Raw genomic sequence first — 17,943 nt, forward strand, 5'->3', positions numbered from 1 at the left:
TGATATGCAATACATCAAAATCCATTCGCTGGATAACGTTGCCGTCGCGCTGGCCGATTTAGCCGAAGGGACGGAAGTGACCTTCGACAACCAGTCGGTGACGTTACGCCAGGCCATTGGACGTGGACATAAGTTTGCCCTGATCCCCATCGCGAAAGGGGAGAACGTGGTGAAGTACGGTTTGCCCATCGGTCATGCGCTGGCGGATATTGCGCCGGGTGAATACATTCATTCCCACAATACCCGCACCAATCTCAGCGATCTGGACGAGTACAGCTATCAACCTGACTTCCAGGCAGAAGAAGGACAGGCGGCCGATCGTGAGGTGCAGATCTACCGCCGCGCCAGCGGGGAGGTGGGGATCCGCAATGAACTGTGGATCCTCCCGACCGTCGGCTGCGTGAACGGGATCGCGCGTCAAATTCAGACGCGTTTCCTGAAAGAGACCAACAATGCTGAAGGCACCGACGGCGTGCATCTGTTCAGCCATACCTACGGTTGTTCCCAGCTGGGCGACGACCACATCAATACCCGCACCATGCTGCAAAATATGGTGCGTCACCCGAACGCGGGGGCGGTGCTGGTGATTGGCCTCGGCTGTGAAAACAATCAGGTCGACGCCTTCCGCGACACGCTGGGCGAGTTCGATCCTGAGCGCGTGCACTTTATGGTGTGTCAGCACCAGGACGACGAAGTGGAAGCGGGCGTTGAACAGCTGCACCAGCTGTATGAGGTGATGCGTCACGACAAGCGCGAGCCGGGCAAGCTGAGTGAACTGAAGTTTGGCCTGGAGTGCGGCGGATCTGACGGGCTTTCCGGCATTACCGCTAACCCGATGCTGGGCCGCTTCTCAGATTACGTGATTGCCAACGGTGGCACCACGGTGCTGACCGAAGTGCCGGAGATGTTCGGCGCAGAGCGCATTCTGATGAGCCACTGCCGCGACGAAGAGACCTTTGAGAAGACCGTCACCATGGTCAACGATTTCAAACAGTACTTCATCGCCCATAACCAGCCGATTTATGAGAACCCGTCGCCGGGTAACAAGGCGGGCGGGATCACCACGCTGGAAGAGAAATCCCTGGGCTGCACCCAGAAAGCGGGCGCCAGCCAGGTAGTGGACGTGCTGCGCTACGGTGAAAGGCTGAAAACGCACGGTCTGAACCTGCTGAGCGCACCGGGCAACGATGCGGTCGCCACCAGTGCGCTGGCGGGAGCGGGCTGTCACATGGTGCTGTTCAGTACCGGGCGCGGCACGCCGTACGGCGGATTTGTGCCGACGGTGAAAATCGCCACTAACAGCGAGCTGGCGGCGAAGAAAAAACACTGGATCGACTTTGATGCCGGCCAGCTGATCCACGGCAAAGCGATGCCACAGCTGCTGAGCGAATTCGTGGACACGATTGTGGAATTTGCCAGCGGCAGGCAGACCTGCAACGAGAAGAACGACTTCCGCGAGCTGGCGATCTTTAAGAGTGGTGTGACGCTATAAGTGCTTTGTCGGGTGGCGCTAGCGCTTACCCGACCTACTAAATCCTGTAGGCCCGGTAAGGCGTAGCCGCCACCGGGCTTGTCTTTTTAACTGCGCAGGGCGTTCTTCGCTAAACGTGCATCTTCCGCCTGGCACACGGCGGCGGTGAACATCACGTCAGTGGAGGAGTTGATCGCCGTCTCGCAGGAGTCCTGCAATACGCCAATAATAAAGCCTACCGCCACCACCTGCATGGCGATCTCGTTCGGGATGCCGAACATATTGCACGCCAGCGGGATCAGCAGCAGGGAGCCGCCCGCTACGCCGGATGCGCCACAGGCGCAGAGCGCAGCAACCACGCTTAGCAGCAGCGCCGTTGGCAGATCCACGGGAATACCCAGCGTATTGACCGCAGCCAGCGTCAGCACCGTGATGGTAATTGCCGCCCCCGCCATATTGACGGTTGCGCCCAGCGGGATCGATACGGAGTACGTATCGCGATCCAGGTTCAGTTTCTCACACAGCGACATATTGACCGGAATATTCGCCGCCGAACTGCGGGTGAAGAAGGCGGTCACGCCGCTTTCGCGCAGGCACATCAGCACCAGCGGGTACGGGTTACGACGGGTCTGCAGGAACACCAGCAGCGGGTTAATCACCAGCGCTACAACGGCCATACAGCCGATCAGCACCAGCAGCAGTTGAGCATAGCCCCACAATGCGCCAAAACCTGTTGTTGCCAGCGTCGATGCGACCAGACCAAAAATACCAATCGGTGCGAAGCGGATCACCACCGTCACAATAAAGGTCACGGCGTTAGAAACGTCGGTGATCAGGTTTTTAGTCGTGTCATTGCTATGGCGCAGGGCAAAACCAAGGCCAACCGCCCACACCAGAATGCCAATGTAGTTGGCGTTAATCAGCGCATGAATCGGGTTTGCCACAATACTCATCAGCAGGCCGTGCACCACCTCAACAATACCCGCGGGCGGCGTAATGTCGGTTGCGCCGGTAGTCAGCTGCAGCGTGGAAGGGAAGATAAAGCTCACTACGACTGCAGTCAGCGCGGCGGAGAACGTACCCAGCAGGTACATCCACAGAATCGGGCGGATATTGGTTTTCTGCCCTTGCTGATGGTTGGCGATTGAAGCCATCACCAGCGTCAGAACCAGAACCGGCGCGACTGCTTTCAGGGCACCAACGAACAGCGTGCCGAGCAGGCCGGTGGCCTCGGCGGCAGGTTTTGAGATCAGTGCCAGCGCGACGCCGAGCACCAGGCCAACCAGTATTTGCTTAACGAGGCTGCCGCGCGGCAAACGCGCCAACAGACCAGATAGTGATGGGGTCATGGAGATTCCTTAAGTGAAATTGCGTTCCATCCCGGATGTGCTCTAGGTCACATTTATGTCCGGATGTAAGTAAATGTTTGCCTGGTCGAGTATAGGGAAAGCGCGTACGGAGGGAAGCGTAAAATGCTGGATTTTACGTGTTGCGTCATGTTTTTTAACTATTGGTTAACGAAAGTGCCGGGTGGCGCTGCGCTTTTCACCCTCTCCCTGTGGGAGAGGGTTGGGGTGAGGGCATCAGCCCGCACCGAACGTTGCACTAAGCCTGTTGCTTCTTATCGTGCTGGCGGTTAACCCAGGTATTGATAATCAGCGTCACCAGCAGAATGCCAAACACCACGCCGAGCGAAATGGCGATCGGAATATGGTAGAAATCGACGATCAGCATCTTGATACCGATAAACACCAGAATCACCGACAGACCGTACTTCAGCATTGAGAAGCGCTCTGCCGCACCCGCCAGCAGGAAGTACATCGCACGCAGGCCGAGGATGGCGAACAGGTTCGAGGTCAGCACGATGAACGGGTCGGTAGTGACCGCGAAGATAGCCGGGATACTGTCCACCGCGAAAATCACGTCGCTCAGTTCGACCAGAATCAGCACCAGCAGCAGCGGGGTGGCGAACAGCAGGCCGTTCTTACGCACGAAGAAATGCTCGCTCTCGATCTTGTCCGTCATGCGCAGATGACCCCGGATCCACTTCACCAGCGGCTTATCACCGATACCGGTATCGTCTTCTTTCGCCAGCGCCATTTTTACCCCGGTGAACAGCAGGAACGCGCCAAATACATACAGCAGCCATTCGAACTGGGTAATCAGCCAGCTACCGGCGAAGATCATGATGGTACGCAGGACAATAGCGCCCAGCACGCCGTACACCAGCACGCGACGTTGCAGAGCCGCAGGCACGGCGAAGTAGCCGAACAGCATCAGCCAGACGAAGACGTTATCAACCGCCAGGGCTTTTTCAATCAGATAGCCGGTGAGGAAGGCGAGTGCCTGAGGATCGGCCACCGCGCGGCCTTCGGTTGAGGCCAGATACCACCAGAAGGCGGCGCAGAAGAGGAGTGAGAGGGTAACCCATACCAGCGACCAGACGGCGGCTTGCTTGACGCTCATGCCGTGCTCGCCGCGACGACCCTGCAAAAAGAGGTCGATTGCCAGCATGATGAGCACGACAACCGCGAATCCGCCCCACAGCATTGGAGTGCCGACAGAATGCATACTATTTTCCTTACACATAAAAAACAAAAACGGCCATGGTCAGAAGACGATAGCCGTTAGCTTTTTATGCATAGACCTCGCCTTCCGGCAAGGTCTCACTTACAACCACGAAGGTTGCCCGGCGACCGGATGCGGTTTTGCACGCATCGTAATGACGATCCACCGGCGAAGAAGTTACTCCCCTTTGCAGGTAACAAATTATGTCAGACCATCGGTTTCGTCAATGGTCTGCACGATTTCATTACACAGTTTTACGCGACGGCTTCCACATTCACGCCGTCTGCGGGGAAGATCACGCCAGTCTGTCGGCGGATCTCCGTTTGCAGCTTCGCCGTGGTGCGGCTGATCGCCAGCCCGGGGTGGTTCACTTCGTTGTCTTCTACCAGACGGGCGAAGACCTCTGCCTCATAGAGCATAGTGTTAATATGCTGAGGCTGCGTCAGCTCCTGCGCTTTGCCGCCGCGGGGAACGATGCTTAGCTTCTGGCATTCGGAGATTTTTTCGATCACCAGCGAGCCGTCTTCGCCCTGAATTTCGCTTGGCAGTACGGAGTCACTGACCTTCGAGTGCTGCAACGTCACGCTAAAATCACCGTAGTCCAGCACCACAACGCCGTGTGCATCCACGCCGCTCTCCAGCAGGCTGGCGGTGGCCGTTACGCCGTGCGGCTCGCCCCACAGCGCCACGGCGGAGGCCAGGCAGTAAAAACCGATATCCATAATCGAGCCATTCGAGAAGGCCGGGTTAAAGGTGTTCGGGTTTTCGCCGTCCAGGTAGCGCTGGTAGCGCGAGGAATACTGGCAGTAGTTGATAAAGGCTTTACGCACTTTGCCAATTTTCGGCAGGGACTGCTGCAACAGCAGGAAGTTCGGCAGGCTGGCGGTTTTGAACGCTTCAAACAGCACCACCTGGTTTTCGCGGGCAAGCGCAATGGCGGCTTCCACTTCCTCAATATTCGAGGCCAGCGGCTTCTCGCAGATCACATGCTTTTTGTGGCTGAGGAACAGCTTCGTTTGCGGGAAGTGCAGAGAATTCGGGCTGGCGATATAGACCGCGTCAATGGCGTCGCTTTGCGCCATCTCATCGAGCGAGGTGAACAGATGTTCAACCAGGTAGTCATTCGCAAAACTCTGCGCCTGCTCAAGGCTGCGGGAATAGACTGCGGTGAGCTTATATTTGCCGGTTTCGTGGGCGGCGTCGACGAACTGGCGCGTGATCCAGTTCGTACCGATGACTGCGAAACGTATCATAAACGTTTACGTACTCCGTAGCAGGGAACCTAAAGCCACTGTAGCACGTCATCATGACATTTCGCGTGCGCTACTGCGCATTACTCTTTAACGATAAATGCGTCAGCCACAAACGGGTATCAAACTCCAGCTGGTGGTACTGCGGCTCCATATGGCAGCACAGGGAGTAGAACGCTTTGTCGTGCTCTTTCTCTTTCAGGTGCGCCAGCTCGTGCACCACGATCATCCGCAGAAAGGCTTCCGGCGCATTGCGAAAGACGGTCGCGACGCGGATCTCCGCTTTGGCCTTCAGCTTGCCGCCCTGTACGCGGGAGATGGCGGTATGCAGGCCGAGCGCGTTTTTCAGCACGTGGATCTTATTGTCGTACATCACCTTGTTGATCGGCGGGGCGCTCTTAAGATACTGGTTTTTCAGATCCTGCGTATACTGCCAGAGGGCTTTGTCAGTCGCGAAATCATGCGTGCCCGGGTAGCGTTTTTCCAGCACCGCGCCGAGCTTTCCCGCGGCAATCAGGTCACGAACCTGGGAAAGTAAATGCTCCGGATAGCCCTGGAGATAAGTCAGCTGGTTCATCAAAACCCCAAAATAGTGTGAAAACGGGTATACTCACGCACCCTTTTCAGGGATACGCCAAATTTTACCATTCAGGAGGGCCGATGAGCCACTTAGACAACGGTTTCCGTTCACTCAACCTTAAACGTTTCCCGGAAACGGACGACGTTAACCCGCTTCAGGCGTGGGAAGCGGCGGATGAATATCTGCTGCAACAGTTGGATGGGACTGAAATCAGCGGCCCGGTTCTGATCCTGAATGACGCGTTTGGCGCGCTGGCCTGCGCGCTGGCGGAACATGCGCCTTACAGTATCGGCGATTCTTACTTAAGCGAGCTGGCGACGCGTGAAAACCTGCGTCACAACGATATCGAAGAATCCAGCGTGAAGTTCCTCGACAGCACCGCGGACTACCCGCAGGCGCCGGGCGTGGTGCTGATTAAAGTGCCCAAAACCATGGCGCTGCTGGAGCAGCAGCTTCGCGCGCTGCGTAAGGTCGTGACGCCGGATACGCGTATTATCGCGGGTGCCAAAGCGCGCGATATTCACACCTCGACGCTGGAATTGTTCGAGAAAGTGCTCGGCCCGACCACCACTACGCTTGCCTGGAAAAAAGCGCGCCTGATCAACTGTACCTTCAGCGCACCGGCGCTGGCCGACGCGCCAGAAACGCTGAGCTGGAAACTGGAAGGTACCGACTGGACTATCCACAACCACGCGAACGTTTTCTCCCGTACCGGTCTGGATATCGGCGCACGCTTCTTTATGGAACATCTGCCGGAAAACCTGGAAGGGGAAATCGTTGATCTCGGCTGCGGTAACGGCGTGATTGGCCTGACGCTGCTGGCGAAGAACCCGGAGGCCAGCGTGGTGTTCAGCGACGAATCGCCAATGGCGGTGGCGTCCAGCCGTCTGAACGTGGAAACCAACCTGCCTGAAGCGCTGGATCGCTGCGAGTTTATGATCAACAACGCGCTGTCGGGCGTGGAGCCTTTCCGCTTCAACGCGGTGTTCTGTAACCCGCCGTTCCACCAGAAGCACGCCCTGACGGATAACGTCGCGTGGGAGATGTTCCATCACGCGCGCCGCTGCCTGAAAATCAACGGCGAGCTGTATATCGTGGCCAACCGCCACCTGGACTACTTCCACAAGCTGAAGAAGATTTTCGGTAACTGCGTCACCATAGCCACCAATAACAAATTCGTGGTGCTGAAATCGGTGAAGCTGGGGCGTCGTCGGTAAGATTGGGTATGTGCGGCCTGATGCCCGGTGGCGCTTCGCTTACCGGGCCTACAATGGCCTCGAACCCGTAGGCCGGGCAAGCGAAGCGCCGCCCGGCAATGCTCTAGATCTCCAGCGCTAACTTCGTCCCCTGCGCAATTGCCCGCCGCGCATCCAGCTCCATCGCCACATCGCACCCGCCGATCAAATGCACCGTTTTCCCCGCCTCACGCAGCGGATCCGCCAGATCCCGCTTCGGCTCCTGCCCGGCGCACAAAATCACATGATCCACGCGCAGCAGCTGCGGTTCGCCGCCGATCAGCACGTGCAACCCGTCGTCGTCGATCTTCTGGTAGCTCACCCCGGGGATCATCTTCACCCCGCGCGAGAGCAGGGTGGCGCGGTGGATCCAGCCCGTGGTTTTTCCCAGACCTTCACCCGGCTTGCTGGCTTTACGCTGGAGCATCACAATCTGACGCGGGCTTTTCGGCAGCTGCGGACCTTCCGGGCGTAAACCACCGGACTGACTGAGGCTGGTATCAATGCCCCATTCCACGCAGAACTCAGCGATGTTCTGGCTGGTGGCTTCGCCCGGCTGGCTTAAATACATCGCGGTATCAAAACCGATCCCGCCGCAGCCGATGATCGCCACCTTCTCGCCAACCGGCGCTTTGTCCCTTAATACATCCAGATAGCTCAATACCTTCGGATGATCGATGCCTTCGATCGCAGGCGTGCGCGGGGCGATCCCACTCGCGAGGATCACCTCGTCGAAACCGATCAGATCTGCGGCGCTGACAAACTGTTTAAGCCGCAGATCGACGCCCGTCATCTCGATCATCCGGCGGTAATAGCGCAGCGTTTCGTAGAACTCCTCTTTGCCGGGGATCTGTCTGGCAATAGTAAACTGCCCGCCGATTTCCGCCAGCGCATCAAACAGCGTCACGCTGTGCCCGCGCGATGCGGCATTGACCGCGAACGCCAGCCCCGCCGGACCCGCGCCCACCACGGCCAGACGTTTTTTATTGACCGCCGGAACGACCGGCATTTTGGTTTCATGGCAGGCGCGCGGGTTGACGAGGCAGGAGGTGACCTTGCCGACGAAGATCTGATCCAGACAAGCCTGGTTACAACCGATGCAGGTGTTGATCTCATCCGCCCGGCCGCTCTGCGCCTTGGACAGCAGCTCGGCATCCGCAAGGAACGGGCGCGCCATCGATACCATATCGGCATCGCCGCGTGAGATCACATCCTCCGCCACCTGCGGATCGTTAATGCGGTTGGTGGTGACCAGTGGAACGGAGACGATGCCTTTCAGCTTGCGCGTTACCCAGCTGAATGCCGCGCGCGGCACCGGTGTGGCAATGGTCGGAATGCGCGCTTCGTGCCAGCCAATCCCGGTGTTGATGATGGTGGCGCCTGCGGCTTCGATCGCCTGCGCCAGCTGTACGGTTTCGTCGAATGTGCCGCCGCCTTCCACCAGGTCAAGCATCGACAGGCGGAAGATGATAATAAAATCCGCACCCGCACGTTCACGCACCGCGCGCACCACCTCCACGGCAAAGCGCATCCGGCGGGCATAGTCGCCGCCCCATTCGTCGTCGCGCTGGTTGGTGCGGGCGGCGAGGAATTCGTTGATCAGGTAGCCTTCTGAGCCCATCACCTCAACGCCGTCGTATCCCGCCTCGCGCGCCAGCGCCGCGCAGCGGGCGAAATCGTCAATCAGCGCCAGGATCTCGTCGTGGCTCAAGGCATGCGGCTTAAAACGGTTAATGGGTGCCTGAATGGCCGACGGCGCGACCAGATTCGGTTGATAGCTGTAGCGGCCAGTGTGCAGGATCTGCAGGGCAATTTTGCCGCCTTCTTTATGAACCGCGTCGGTCACAATCCGGTGATGCGCAAGCTGTGACGCATCGTTCAGCACCGCGCCGCCCTCCATCGTCACCCCGGAAGGGGCAGGGGCGACGCCGCCGGTGACAATCAGCGCCACTCCGTGGCGCGCGCGCTCGGCATAGAAGGCTGCCAGACGTTCAGCCCCGTCCGGACGCTCCTCCAGCCCGGTGTGCATCGAGCCCATCAGCACGCGGTTTTTGAGGGTGGTGAACCCCAGATCGAGAGGGGCGAATAACGACGGGTAGCGGCTCATACTCTCTTCCAATGTAAAATTATTGTTATGTGGTCGGATGAGTTACTAATTTAGCCAGCGGGGAGTAAAAGGGAAAAGGGGAATGCGGTGAATGTGATGGGATTCAAATATTGGTGTGGCCTGATGCCCTCACCCTAACCCTCTCCCTAAGGGAGAGGGCCGGGGTGAGGGGGATGCCCGCACTAACCCCGGTGCCTGCCACATCGACGTCGTCAGCCCGCTGTCGACCAGCCCAAGCTGGTCGGCGTAGACCGCCTGCCATTTCTGCATCATGCCGTCGTACAGCTCGCGGTGCTGCGAGTTCGGCGTGAACTCGCGGCTCCACTTCACCAGCCGCTCGCCCGTCGAAGCCATATCCGCAAACAACCCCGCGCCAGCTCCTGCGGCAATGGCACAGCCGAGCGCCGTTGCCTCTTTGACTTCCGGCACGCGCACCGGCAGCCCGGTAACGTCGCTTAAAATCTGGCTCCACAGGGCGCCTTTGGCCCCGCCGCCCGCAAACACCAGGCTCTCAAACGTCACGCCGGAGAAGCGCGAAATCTGCGCCAGGTTGCAGGCCGAGACGATGGCCGCGTTCTCTTCCAGGGCGCGGAACAGCGTCGCTTTATTGCACTTTTCCGGGTCGATGGAGAGGTTAATAAACGACGGCGCGGCGTGATACCACTGCTTAAAATGCATCGCGTCGGAGAAGATCGGCATCACGCCGTGGGAGCCCGCCGGGACGCGGCTCGCCATCTCTTCGAGCAGGGAGTAGGTGTCCATTCCCATTCGTTCGGCAATCAGCTTCTCTTCGGCGCAGAAGGCGTCGCGGAACCAGCGCATGGTTAGCCCGGTAAAGAAGCTGATCGACTCCGCCTGCGCCATGCCGGGGATGACGTGCGGGTTTACGCGGATGTTCATCTCAGGGTCGGTGCGCACCTGCGGCAGATTCACCACCTGCTGCCAGAAGGTGCCGCCGAGAACCGCCGTTTGTCCGGCGCGGACCACGCCCAGCCCCAGACAGCCCAGCTGCACGTCGCCGCCGCCCATCACCACCGGTGTGCCTTCGCGCAGGCCGCTCTGCTGCGCGGCCTCTTTGGTGACAGCGCCCAGCACGGTGCCGGTCTCTTTCACCGGGGAGAGGATATCGGCGCGCAGCCCGGCCATGTCGAGCAGCGCCGGACGCCAGTCGCGGGAGAAGAGATCCAGCATGCCGGTGGTGCCCGCATTGGACGGATCGACCGCCAGCTCACCGGAGAGCTTCGCCGCCAGCCAGTCGCTGATCATGGTGATGGTGGCGGCTTTACGATAAATATCCGGACGATGGTGCGCCAGCCACAGCAGGCGCGGCATGGCGCTGAGGGCAAGCGTCTGGCCGGAAACATCATACACTTCGGATTCAAACCGGTAGTCGTGGATCTCTTTGAGTTCAGCCACCTCGCGGCTGGCGCGGGCGTCGACGTTGGCGCAGGCCCAGATAGCCTCGCCGTTGCGGTCGTACAGCACAATCCCTTCGCGCATCGAGCAGCAGGCGACGGACTGAATATCCGCCGCGCTAAGCCGTGCGCGCTCCAGCGCCTGATGAATACACTGGCAGGCCAGCCGCCAGTTGGTGTCGAGGTCGAATTCCATCGAGCCCGGTACGTTCTCCACGCTCAGGTGCTTCCACTCGGCCTGGCCAACGGCAATCTGGTTGCCCTGTAAATCAAAAATCACGGCGCGAACGCTGCCTGTCCCTGCATCTAACGCTAAAAGGTAACTCATGAGCTTGCCTCGTGTCAGGCGCAGGGCTGCTCTTATCCGGCCAGAGCCAGCACCGCGCGGGCTGTCGTCTCTTCCGTCACCAGGCCATTAATACGGCGACCTTTCAGTGCGGCATAAATCGCATCGGCTTTCTCTTCCCCTCCGGCCACGCCTACGATGGTGGGCAGCTGCGCCAGTTCATCGAGCGTGACGCCCAGTAATTCTTTGTGGATCTCCAGCTCCTCAACGCATTCCCCTTCGGCATTGAGGAAATAGCCAAGGATATCGCCCACCGCGCCTTTACGGGCGTACATCAGCTGTTCACCTTCGCTGATATAGCCGGAGCGCAGTATCGTCGCGTCACGGCGCTGGTTTACCGAGCCAATCCCGACCACCGCCACGTCAGCCGCGGTGGCGGCGAGGATCACGTCCCGCACGCTGGTTTCGCGCTTTAAGATCCCGGCGACTTCAGCGGATGACACGCGAAGCGGGGCGGGGATCATGCTGACGCTACAGGCTGCATCCAGCTGGCCGATACCGGTCATATACGGCCCGACGCCGCCGGAGAGCGTCACCAGGCGGATCTGCTGCGAGCTGATAAAACCGCTTAAGTGTTGCAGACTGCTCATGGTGGTTTCACCGAAGCCCACCGCTAACAGCTGGCCGGGTTGCAGTACGCCCATCAGCGACTGTGCCGCGCCAATGCCCAGCCGCACGTTCATCGGCGGCGTATTCAGGGCGGGCATCACGCGCACCAGCTTCAGGCCAAATCGTTGTTGCAGCTCGGTTTCCAGCGCCAGGCAGCCCTCGTAGCGGGAGTTGATCTGCACGCGGATCACCCCGGACTGACGGCCTTTCTCCAGCAGGCGGGAGATCTTCAGACGCGGCAGCCCGAGCCGTTCGCCGATGTCGTTCTGGGTCAGCCCGTCGTGGTAGTAGCACCAGGCCACGCGCGCCACCAGCTCCTCTTCCGCCAGTGCCAGCCCGGCAAACCGTCCTTCTTCCGCAGTGCGTTTATCGCTCATAATTGAACTCTTATAAAAATTTAGATCATATGTTCGTGATGGTGCGACGTGAAAATGTGAGCCACGCGACAAAACGGATCTTTTCGATCGTTTCCGCTTTATCTGAATCTCAATCGATAAAACTGTGATCCCTGCACGGTTGTAAATATAGTTCACCGTCTACGCTTTTGAACATTATTAAATCTAAAAATCATTTGTTCAATAGCGGAGCGATGATGACACCACTTCTCGACGCGCGTGATATCAGCAAGCAGTTTTCAGGCGTACCGGTCTTAAAAGGCATTGATTTCACGCTGCTTGCGGGGCAGGTGCATGCGCTGATGGGCGGTAACGGCGCGGGAAAATCGACGCTGATGAAGATCATCGCCGGGGTAGAAACCCCGGATAGCGGTGAACTTTCGGTTGCGGGTGAGTCTTTTGCACGGCTTACCCCGGCGCAGGCGCACAGGTTAGGCATTTATCTGGTGCCGCAGGAGCCGCTGCTATTTCCCAACCTGACGGTGCGGGAAAACATCCTGTTTCGTCTGCCGCGAGAGCGCGATCGGGAAAAACGCCTGGCGGAAAAACTCCGACAGCTGCAATGCCAGCTTAACCTCGACGCTACCGCCAGCACCCTCGAGGTGGCTGACCAGCAGATGGTGGAGATCCTGCGCGGGCTGATGCGCAACGCCAGAATTCTGATCCTTGATGAACCCACGGCCTCGCTGACGCCCGGTGAAACCGAACGGCTGTTTCGCCAGATCCGCGCCTTGCAGGATCTTGGCGTCGGGATTGTTTTTATCTCGCATAAGCTGCCGGAGATTCGGCAGCTGGCGAGTCACGTCTCGGTGATGCGCGACGGCGCGGTGGTGCTCAGCGGCGAAACCGCGCAGTTTGACGATACTGCCCTGATCGCCGCCATGACGCCGGTAAGCCGGGAGACATCCCTGAGCGATACGCAAAAGCTGTGGCTGGCGCTGCCGGGCAACCGCCGCACCCAGGCGCAGGATTTTCCCGTGCTGCGCGTGGAAACGCTCACCGGGGAGGGTTTTATCGATCTCAGCCTTGAGATTTACGCCGGGGAGATCGTCGGTCTGGCCGGGCTGGTGGGGTCCGGGCGCACCGAGTTTGCCGAAACGCTCTACGGCCTGCGTCCGGTTCGCGGCGGGCGGGTGTGGCTGGAGAGCCATGAGATCACCGCCGATCCGGTCAGTTCACGCCTGCAAAAAGGGCTGGTCTATCTGCCGGAAGACAGGCAGGTGTCCGGCCTGTTTCTCGACGCGCCGATCCGCTGGAACACCGTGGCGCTGAACGAGCCGTCGCTCTGGCAGCAGCGAAAGCGGGAGTCTGCGGTAGTGGAACGCTATCACCGGGCGCTGGGGATCAAGCTCAACCATGCGGATCAAACCGTGCGCACGCTCTCCGGTGGTAATCAGCAGAAGGTGCTGCTGGCGCGCTGTCTGGAGGCCAATCCGCTGCTGCTGATCGTCGATGAACCGACGCGCGGCGTGGACGTATCGGCGCGCGCCGATATTTATCAGCTGCTGAAAAGCGTGGCGGCGCAAAACGTGGCGGTGCTGATGATCTCAAGCGATCTCGATGAGTTTCCCGGCCTTGCGGATCGGGTGCTGGTAATGCATCAGGGCGTGCTCAGCGGCGAGCTGCCGCGCCACGCCGTCACCCTCGACCGGATGATGGCGCTGGCGTTTGGAGGGCAATCATGAAGATCTTACTGAAAAACCGCGAGCTGAGCGCGTTTCTCGCCATTCTGGCGCTGTTCGCGGTGCTGGTGGCGCTGAACCCGTCCTACCTGAGCTTACAGACGCTGGGGATGATCTTCGCCAGCTCGCAGATCCTGATCCTGCTGGCTATCGGCGCGGCGCTGGTGATGCTGACCCGCAATATTGACGTCTCCGTCGGCTCCACCGTCGGGCTTTCCGCTATTGCCGTCGGCGTGGCGCTGAACGGCGGCTACAGCCTGCCCGTTTCCATTCTCTTCGCGCTGTCGCTCGGCGCGCTGGCGGGGGCGTTCAACGGTTTTCTGGTGGTGGGCCTGCGCATTCCGGCGATTGTCGCCACCCTCGGCACGCTGGGGCTGTATCGTGGGGCGATGCTGCTGTGGACCGGCGGGAAGTGGATAGAAGGGCTGCCGCCGGGGCTGAAATCTCTCTCTGAGCCCGCCGCCATCGACATTTCGCCGCTCGGCATGCTGGTGTTGATTATCGCGGCCACAGGCGCGTGGACGCTGTCGCGCACCGCCTTTGGACGTGATTTTTACGCCGTGGGGGATAACCTCGCCGCCGCGCGCCAGCTGGGCGTGGCGGTGAACCGCACCCGCATGATCGCCTTTACACTCAACGGCATGCTGGCGGCCTGCGCCGGAATTGTGTTTGCCGCGCAGATTGGCTTTGTACCCAACCAGACCGGCAGCGGGCTGGAGATGAAAGCCATCGCCGCCTGCGTGCTGGGGGGCATCTCGCTGCTGGGCGGCACCGGCACGCTGGTCGGCGCCTTCCTCGGCGCGTTCTTCCTCACCCAAATCGATACCGTGCTGGTGCTGTTCAGACTCCCGGCGTGGTGGAACGACTTTATCGCCGGGCTGGTGCTGCTGGGTGTGCTGGTGCTCGACGGGCGGCTGCGTCAGGCGCTCTCACGGCATCAGCGGGCGCTGAAATACAGCCGTTTCCAGCCGGGTAACAAAGGGGGAAAGCACGTTACCCCGTTCCCTAAACGCAAAAAAGAGGTGGCGTAAATGAGGCTTAACTGGGAAAGCGCGCTGCTGATTTTACTGGTGCTGGAGATCCTGCTCTTCGGCGCCATCAACCCGCGCATGCTTGATATCAACATGCTGCTGTTCAGCACCAGCGACTTTATCTGCATTGGCATCGTGGCGCTGCCGCTTACGCTTGTGATTATCAGCGGCGGGATCGATATTTCCCTCGGCTCAACCATCGGCCTGTGCGCCATCGCGCTGGGGGTGATGATGCAGGCAGGGTGGCCGATGGCGGTTGCCATCCCTCTGACGCTGCTGCTCGGCCTGCTGTGCGGGCTGGTAAATGCGGCGCTGATCCACTACACCGGCATCAGCCCACTGGTCATTACCCTCGGCACGCTCTACCTCTACGGCGGCGGGGCGCTGCTGCTCTCCGGCATGGCGGGGGCGACGGGCTACGAGGGGATAGGCGGCTTCCCGGATAGCTTTACCGCCTTCGCTAACCTCACGGTGGTGGGCCTGCCGATCCCGCTGGTGCTGTTCGCGGTGATTACCGCTTTCTTCTGGCTGATTACCCACCGCGGGCGCTTTGGTCGGCATCTGTTTTTGATTGGGCAGAACCCGCGCGCGGCGCGCTATGCGGCGCTGTCGGTCAACGGCATGCCGTACGCGCTGTACGGCCTGGTGGGGGTGGCCTCGGCGATTGCCGCGCTGGTGATGGTTTCCTATTTCGGTTCCGCGCGATCGGATCTGGGGCGCGATTTACTCATGCCCGCGCTCACCGCCGCCGTGCTCGGCGGGGCGAATATCTACGGCGGGTCAGGTTCGGTTGTCGGTACGGCGCTGGCGGCGCTGCTGGTGGGGTACCTGCAACAGGGTTTACAGATGGTTGGCATCCCCAACCAGGTGTCAAGCGCGCTGTCAGGGGCGCTGCTGGTTGTGGTGGTGATGGGACGTTCGCTGAGTCTGCACCGCGAATGGGTGCGTTCTCTCTTCAGAAAACTATCCGGAGCATAAGATGAAAACAAAACTATTCGTCCTGGCAATGGCCCTCAGCTTCGCTTCGGCGCAAGCGGCGGACCGCATTGCCTTTATCCCGAAACTGGTAGGCGTGGGATTCTTCACCAGCGGCGGCAACGGCGCGAAAGAGGCGGGGAAAGATCTTGGCGTGGACGTGACCTACGACGGCCCGACCGAGCCGAGCGTCTCCGGCCAGGTGCAGCTCATCAATAACTTCGTCAACCAGGGCTATAACGCCATCATCGTCTCTGCCGTGTCGCCGGACGGTCTCTGCCCGGCGCTGAAGCGCGCGATGCAGCGCGGCGTGAAGGTCCTGACCTGGGACTCCGACACCAAACCGGAGTGCCGCAGCATATATATCAACCAGGGCACGCCGGAACAGCTCGGCGGCCTGCTGGTGGACATGGCGGGCAAGCAGGTCACCAAACCGAACGCGAAAGTGGCGTTCTTCTACTCCAGCCCGACCGTTACCGACCAGAACCAGTGGGTGAAAGAGGCGAAGGCCAAAATCGAGAAAGATCATCCTCAGTGGCAGATCGTGACGACCCAGTTTGGCTATAACGACGCCACCAAATCTCTGCAAACCGCCGAAGGGATCTTAAAAGCCTATCCGGATCTGGATGCGATCATCGCCCCGGACGCCAACGCCCTGCCAGCCGCGGCACAGGCGGCGGAAAACCTGAAACGGGAAGGGGTGGCGATTGTCGGCTTCAGCACGCCGAACGTGATGCGCCCGTACGTTGAGCGCGGCACGGTGAAAGCCTTCGGCCTGTGGGATGTGGTGCAACAGGGCAAAATTGCGGTCAATGTCGCCGATCGTTTACTGAAAAAAGGCGATCTTAACCCTGGCGACAGCGTCGACGTGAAAGATATCGGGACGCTGAAGGTCGAGCCGAACAGCGTGCAGGGCTACCAGTATGAGGCGAAGGGCAACGGCATCGTGCTGCTGCCGGAGCGGGTGGTGTTCACCAAAGAGAACATCAACAAATACGATTTCTGACGGGGGAGCAAATGGCTGATTTAGATGACATCAAAGACGGCAAGGATTTTGGCATCGGCACGCCGCAGCAGAATGTGCCGTACACCCTGAAGGGCTGCGGCTCGCTGGACTGGGGAATGCAGTCGAGGCTTGCGCGCATCTTCAACCCACAGAGCAACCGCACGGTGATGCTGGCCTTTGACCACGGCTACTTTCAGGGGCCGACCACCGGCCTTGAGCGTATCGATCTCTCCATCGCGCCGCTGTTTGGTGAAACCGACGTGCTGATGTGCACCCGCGGCATCCTCAGGAGCCAGGTGCCAGCCGCCACGAACAAACCGGTGGTGCTGCGCGCCTCCGGCGGTAACTCGATTCTGGGCGAGCTGTCCAACGAGTGCGTGGCGGTGGCGATGGAGGACGCGCTGCGCCTGAACGTCTGCGCGGTGGCGGCGCAGGTGTATATCGGAAGCCCGTTTGAGCATCAGTCGATCAACAACATCATCAAGCTGGTGGATGCGGGGGCGCGCTACGGCATGCCGACGCTGGCGGTGACGGGCGTGGGGAAAGAGATGGCGCGTGACGCGCGCTATTTCTCGCTTGCCAGCCGCATCGCCGCCGAAATGGGAGCGCAGTTCGTCAAAACCTACTACGTGGACGAGGGCTTTGAAAAAGTGACCGCCAGCTGCCCGGTGCCGATTGTTATCGCCGGGGGCAAAAAGCTGCCGGAGCACGAGGCGCTGGAGATGTGCTGGCGGGCGATTGACCAGGGCGCATCCGGCGTGGACATGGGGCGCAACATCTTCCAGTCCAGCGCGCCACTCGCCATGCTGAAGGCGGTGAAGAAAGTCGTTCACGAGAACATGAGCGCCCGGGAGGCGTTCCAGTTCTGGCAGGAAGAGAAACAGGGAGAAGCAAAATGAACGTGACGCTGGTGGAGATTAATATTAAACCCGAGCGGGTGGACGAGTTTCTGGAGGTATTTCGCGCCAACCACGAGGGGGCCATCAAGGAGCCGGGAAACCTGCGCTTTGATGTCTTGCAGGACCCGCGGGTGAAAACCCGCTTCTTTATCTACGAAGCCTATAAAGACGAAGCGGCGGTGCTGGCGCATAAGCAAACGCCACACTATCTGGCGTGCGTGGATAAGCTTGAAGAGCTGATGTCAGAGCCGCGCAAAAAACGCTGTTTTGTGGGGTTGTTGCCGGAGTAGCGGCTTTGCCCGGTGGCGCTGCGCTTACCGGGCCTACGGGGGCGAGATGGTGCGGTGTTTGCCCGGTGGCGCTGTGCTTACCGG

The 17,943-nt window shown here is 59.9% G+C and carries 15 protein-coding genes; 8 read left to right on the top strand and 7 right to left on the bottom strand.

Annotation, left to right across the window (positions count from 1 at the left end):
• Window positions 1-4: 4 nt before the first annotated feature.
• On the top strand, window positions 5-1,492 hold the full coding sequence (locus tag IM290_RS03315; RefSeq protein WP_015571940.1) for a UxaA family hydrolase: 1,488 nt from the start codon (window positions 5-7) through the stop codon (window positions 1,490-1,492).
• A gap of 86 nt (window positions 1,493-1,578) precedes the next feature.
• Here the strand turns inward: IM290_RS03315 and sstT are convergent, their stop codons facing one another.
• The 4 genes from sstT to IM290_RS03335 form a co-directional block, all read right to left on the bottom strand.
• Window positions 1,579-2,820 carry a serine/threonine transporter SstT gene (gene sstT / locus IM290_RS03320; RefSeq protein ID WP_193041863.1) on the bottom strand — a complete coding sequence of 414 codons (1,242 nt, stop codon included), beginning with the start codon at window positions 2,818-2,820 and terminating at the stop codon, window positions 1,579-1,581.
• A gap of 256 nt (window positions 2,821-3,076) precedes the next feature.
• On the bottom strand, window positions 3,077-4,042 hold the full coding sequence (locus tag IM290_RS03325; RefSeq protein ID WP_193041864.1) for a TerC family protein: 966 nt from the start codon (window positions 4,040-4,042) through the stop codon (window positions 3,077-3,079).
• Window positions 4,043-4,293: 251 nt separating this feature from the next.
• Window positions 4,294-5,292 (bottom strand): Gfo/Idh/MocA family protein, encoded by a 999-nt coding sequence (locus IM290_RS03330; RefSeq protein ID WP_003862623.1) that lies wholly within the window; start codon window positions 5,290-5,292, stop codon window positions 4,294-4,296.
• Between the two features lie 70 nt (window positions 5,293-5,362).
• Complete coding sequence (locus tag IM290_RS03335; RefSeq protein ID WP_003862622.1) at window positions 5,363-5,866, bottom strand: YgjP-like metallopeptidase domain-containing protein; 504 nt, start codon at window positions 5,864-5,866, stop codon at window positions 5,363-5,365.
• 83 nt (window positions 5,867-5,949) lie between these two features.
• Here IM290_RS03335 and rlmG point away from each other — a divergent pair, with 83 nt between their 5' ends.
• Complete coding sequence (gene rlmG / locus IM290_RS03340; RefSeq protein WP_015571936.1) at window positions 5,950-7,086, top strand: 23S rRNA (guanine(1835)-N(2))-methyltransferase RlmG; 1,137 nt, start codon at window positions 5,950-5,952, stop codon at window positions 7,084-7,086.
• Window positions 7,087-7,189: 103 nt separating this feature from the next.
• Here the strand turns inward: rlmG and IM290_RS03345 are convergent, their stop codons facing one another.
• From IM290_RS03345 to lsrR, 3 genes are all read right to left on the bottom strand, one after another.
• Complete coding sequence (locus IM290_RS03345; RefSeq protein WP_193041865.1) at window positions 7,190-9,211, bottom strand: NADPH-dependent 2,4-dienoyl-CoA reductase; 2,022 nt, start codon at window positions 9,209-9,211, stop codon at window positions 7,190-7,192.
• 129 nt (window positions 9,212-9,340) lie between these two features.
• A complete protein-coding gene (lsrK, locus tag IM290_RS03350) occupies window positions 9,341-10,954 on the bottom strand; it encodes an autoinducer-2 kinase (RefSeq protein WP_193041866.1) in 1,614 nt (537 codons plus the stop codon).
• Between the two features lie 32 nt (window positions 10,955-10,986).
• Entirely contained in the window at window positions 10,987-11,958 is a 972-nt protein-coding gene (gene lsrR / locus IM290_RS03355) for a transcriptional regulator LsrR (RefSeq protein ID WP_015571933.1), read from the bottom strand.
• Window positions 11,959-12,173: 215 nt separating this feature from the next.
• Here lsrR and lsrA point away from each other — a divergent pair, with 215 nt between their 5' ends.
• From lsrA to lsrG, 6 genes are read left to right on the top strand one after another with little or no spacing between them, the layout of a single operon-like run.
• A complete protein-coding gene (lsrA, locus tag IM290_RS03360; RefSeq protein ID WP_193041877.1) occupies window positions 12,174-13,661 on the top strand; it encodes an autoinducer 2 ABC transporter ATP-binding protein LsrA in 1,488 nt (495 codons plus the stop codon).
• Window positions 13,658-14,689, top strand: coding sequence for an autoinducer 2 ABC transporter permease LsrC (gene lsrC / locus IM290_RS03365; protein WP_193041867.1), 1,032 nt, complete (start codon window positions 13,658-13,660; stop codon window positions 14,687-14,689). Before lsrA ends, lsrC begins: the two co-directional genes overlap by 4 nt.
• Window positions 14,690-15,667, top strand: a complete 978-nt coding sequence (lsrD, locus tag IM290_RS03370) for an autoinducer 2 ABC transporter permease LsrD (protein WP_047365706.1) — start codon at window positions 14,690-14,692, stop codon at window positions 15,665-15,667. It abuts the gene before it with no gap.
• 1 nt (window position 15,668) lies between these two features.
• Window positions 15,669-16,670 (top strand): autoinducer 2 ABC transporter substrate-binding protein LsrB, encoded by a 1,002-nt coding sequence (gene lsrB / locus IM290_RS03375; RefSeq protein WP_049134857.1) that lies wholly within the window; start codon window positions 15,669-15,671, stop codon window positions 16,668-16,670.
• 11 nt (window positions 16,671-16,681) lie between these two features.
• A complete protein-coding gene (gene lsrF, locus IM290_RS03380; protein ID WP_017694299.1) occupies window positions 16,682-17,569 on the top strand; it encodes a 3-hydroxy-5-phosphonooxypentane-2,4-dione thiolase in 888 nt (295 codons plus the stop codon).
• A complete protein-coding gene (gene lsrG, locus IM290_RS03385; RefSeq protein WP_023295476.1) occupies window positions 17,566-17,859 on the top strand; it encodes a (4S)-4-hydroxy-5-phosphonooxypentane-2,3-dione isomerase in 294 nt (97 codons plus the stop codon). The genes lsrF and lsrG overlap by 4 nt, the downstream gene beginning before the upstream one ends.
• The last annotated feature ends 84 nt before the right edge of the window (window positions 17,860-17,943 follow it).

The organism is Enterobacter cloacae complex sp. S1, from assembly GCF_014930525.1.
GTDB lineage: Bacteria > Pseudomonadota > Gammaproteobacteria > Enterobacterales > Enterobacteriaceae > Enterobacter > Enterobacter hormaechei_C.

Excerpts from the sequence above, each read along its gene's own strand:
- lsrG (WP_023295476.1), top strand. The coding sequence starts at position 17,566 with ATGAACGTGACGCTGGTGGAGATTAATATTAAACCCGAGCGGGTGGAC.
- lsrK (WP_193041866.1), bottom strand. The coding sequence starts at position 10,954 with ATGAGTTACCTTTTAGCGTTAGATGCAGGGACAGGCAGCGTTCGCGCC.
- IM290_RS03345 (WP_193041865.1), bottom strand. The coding sequence starts at position 9,211 with ATGAGCCGCTACCCGTCGTTATTCGCCCCTCTCGATCTGGGGTTCACC.
- lsrA (WP_193041877.1), top strand. The coding sequence starts at position 12,174 with ATGACACCACTTCTCGACGCGCGTGATATCAGCAAGCAGTTTTCAGGC.
- lsrD (WP_047365706.1), top strand. The coding sequence starts at position 14,690 with ATGAGGCTTAACTGGGAAAGCGCGCTGCTGATTTTACTGGTGCTGGAG.
- sstT (WP_193041863.1), bottom strand. The coding sequence starts at position 2,820 with ATGACCCCATCACTATCTGGTCTGTTGGCGCGTTTGCCGCGCGGCAGC.
- lsrF (WP_017694299.1), top strand. The coding sequence starts at position 16,682 with ATGGCTGATTTAGATGACATCAAAGACGGCAAGGATTTTGGCATCGGC.
- IM290_RS03330 (WP_003862623.1), bottom strand. The coding sequence starts at position 5,292 with ATGATACGTTTCGCAGTCATCGGTACGAACTGGATCACGCGCCAGTTC.
- lsrB (WP_049134857.1), top strand. The coding sequence starts at position 15,669 with ATGAAAACAAAACTATTCGTCCTGGCAATGGCCCTCAGCTTCGCTTCG.
- IM290_RS03315 (WP_015571940.1), top strand. The coding sequence starts at position 5 with ATGCAATACATCAAAATCCATTCGCTGGATAACGTTGCCGTCGCGCTG.
- rlmG (WP_015571936.1), top strand. The coding sequence starts at position 5,950 with ATGAGCCACTTAGACAACGGTTTCCGTTCACTCAACCTTAAACGTTTC.
- IM290_RS03325 (WP_193041864.1), bottom strand. The coding sequence starts at position 4,042 with ATGCATTCTGTCGGCACTCCAATGCTGTGGGGCGGATTCGCGGTTGTC.
- lsrR (WP_015571933.1), bottom strand. The coding sequence starts at position 11,958 with ATGAGCGATAAACGCACTGCGGAAGAAGGACGGTTTGCCGGGCTGGCA.
- lsrC (WP_193041867.1), top strand. The coding sequence starts at position 13,658 with ATGAAGATCTTACTGAAAAACCGCGAGCTGAGCGCGTTTCTCGCCATT.
- IM290_RS03335 (WP_003862622.1), bottom strand. The coding sequence starts at position 5,866 with ATGAACCAGCTGACTTATCTCCAGGGCTATCCGGAGCATTTACTTTCC.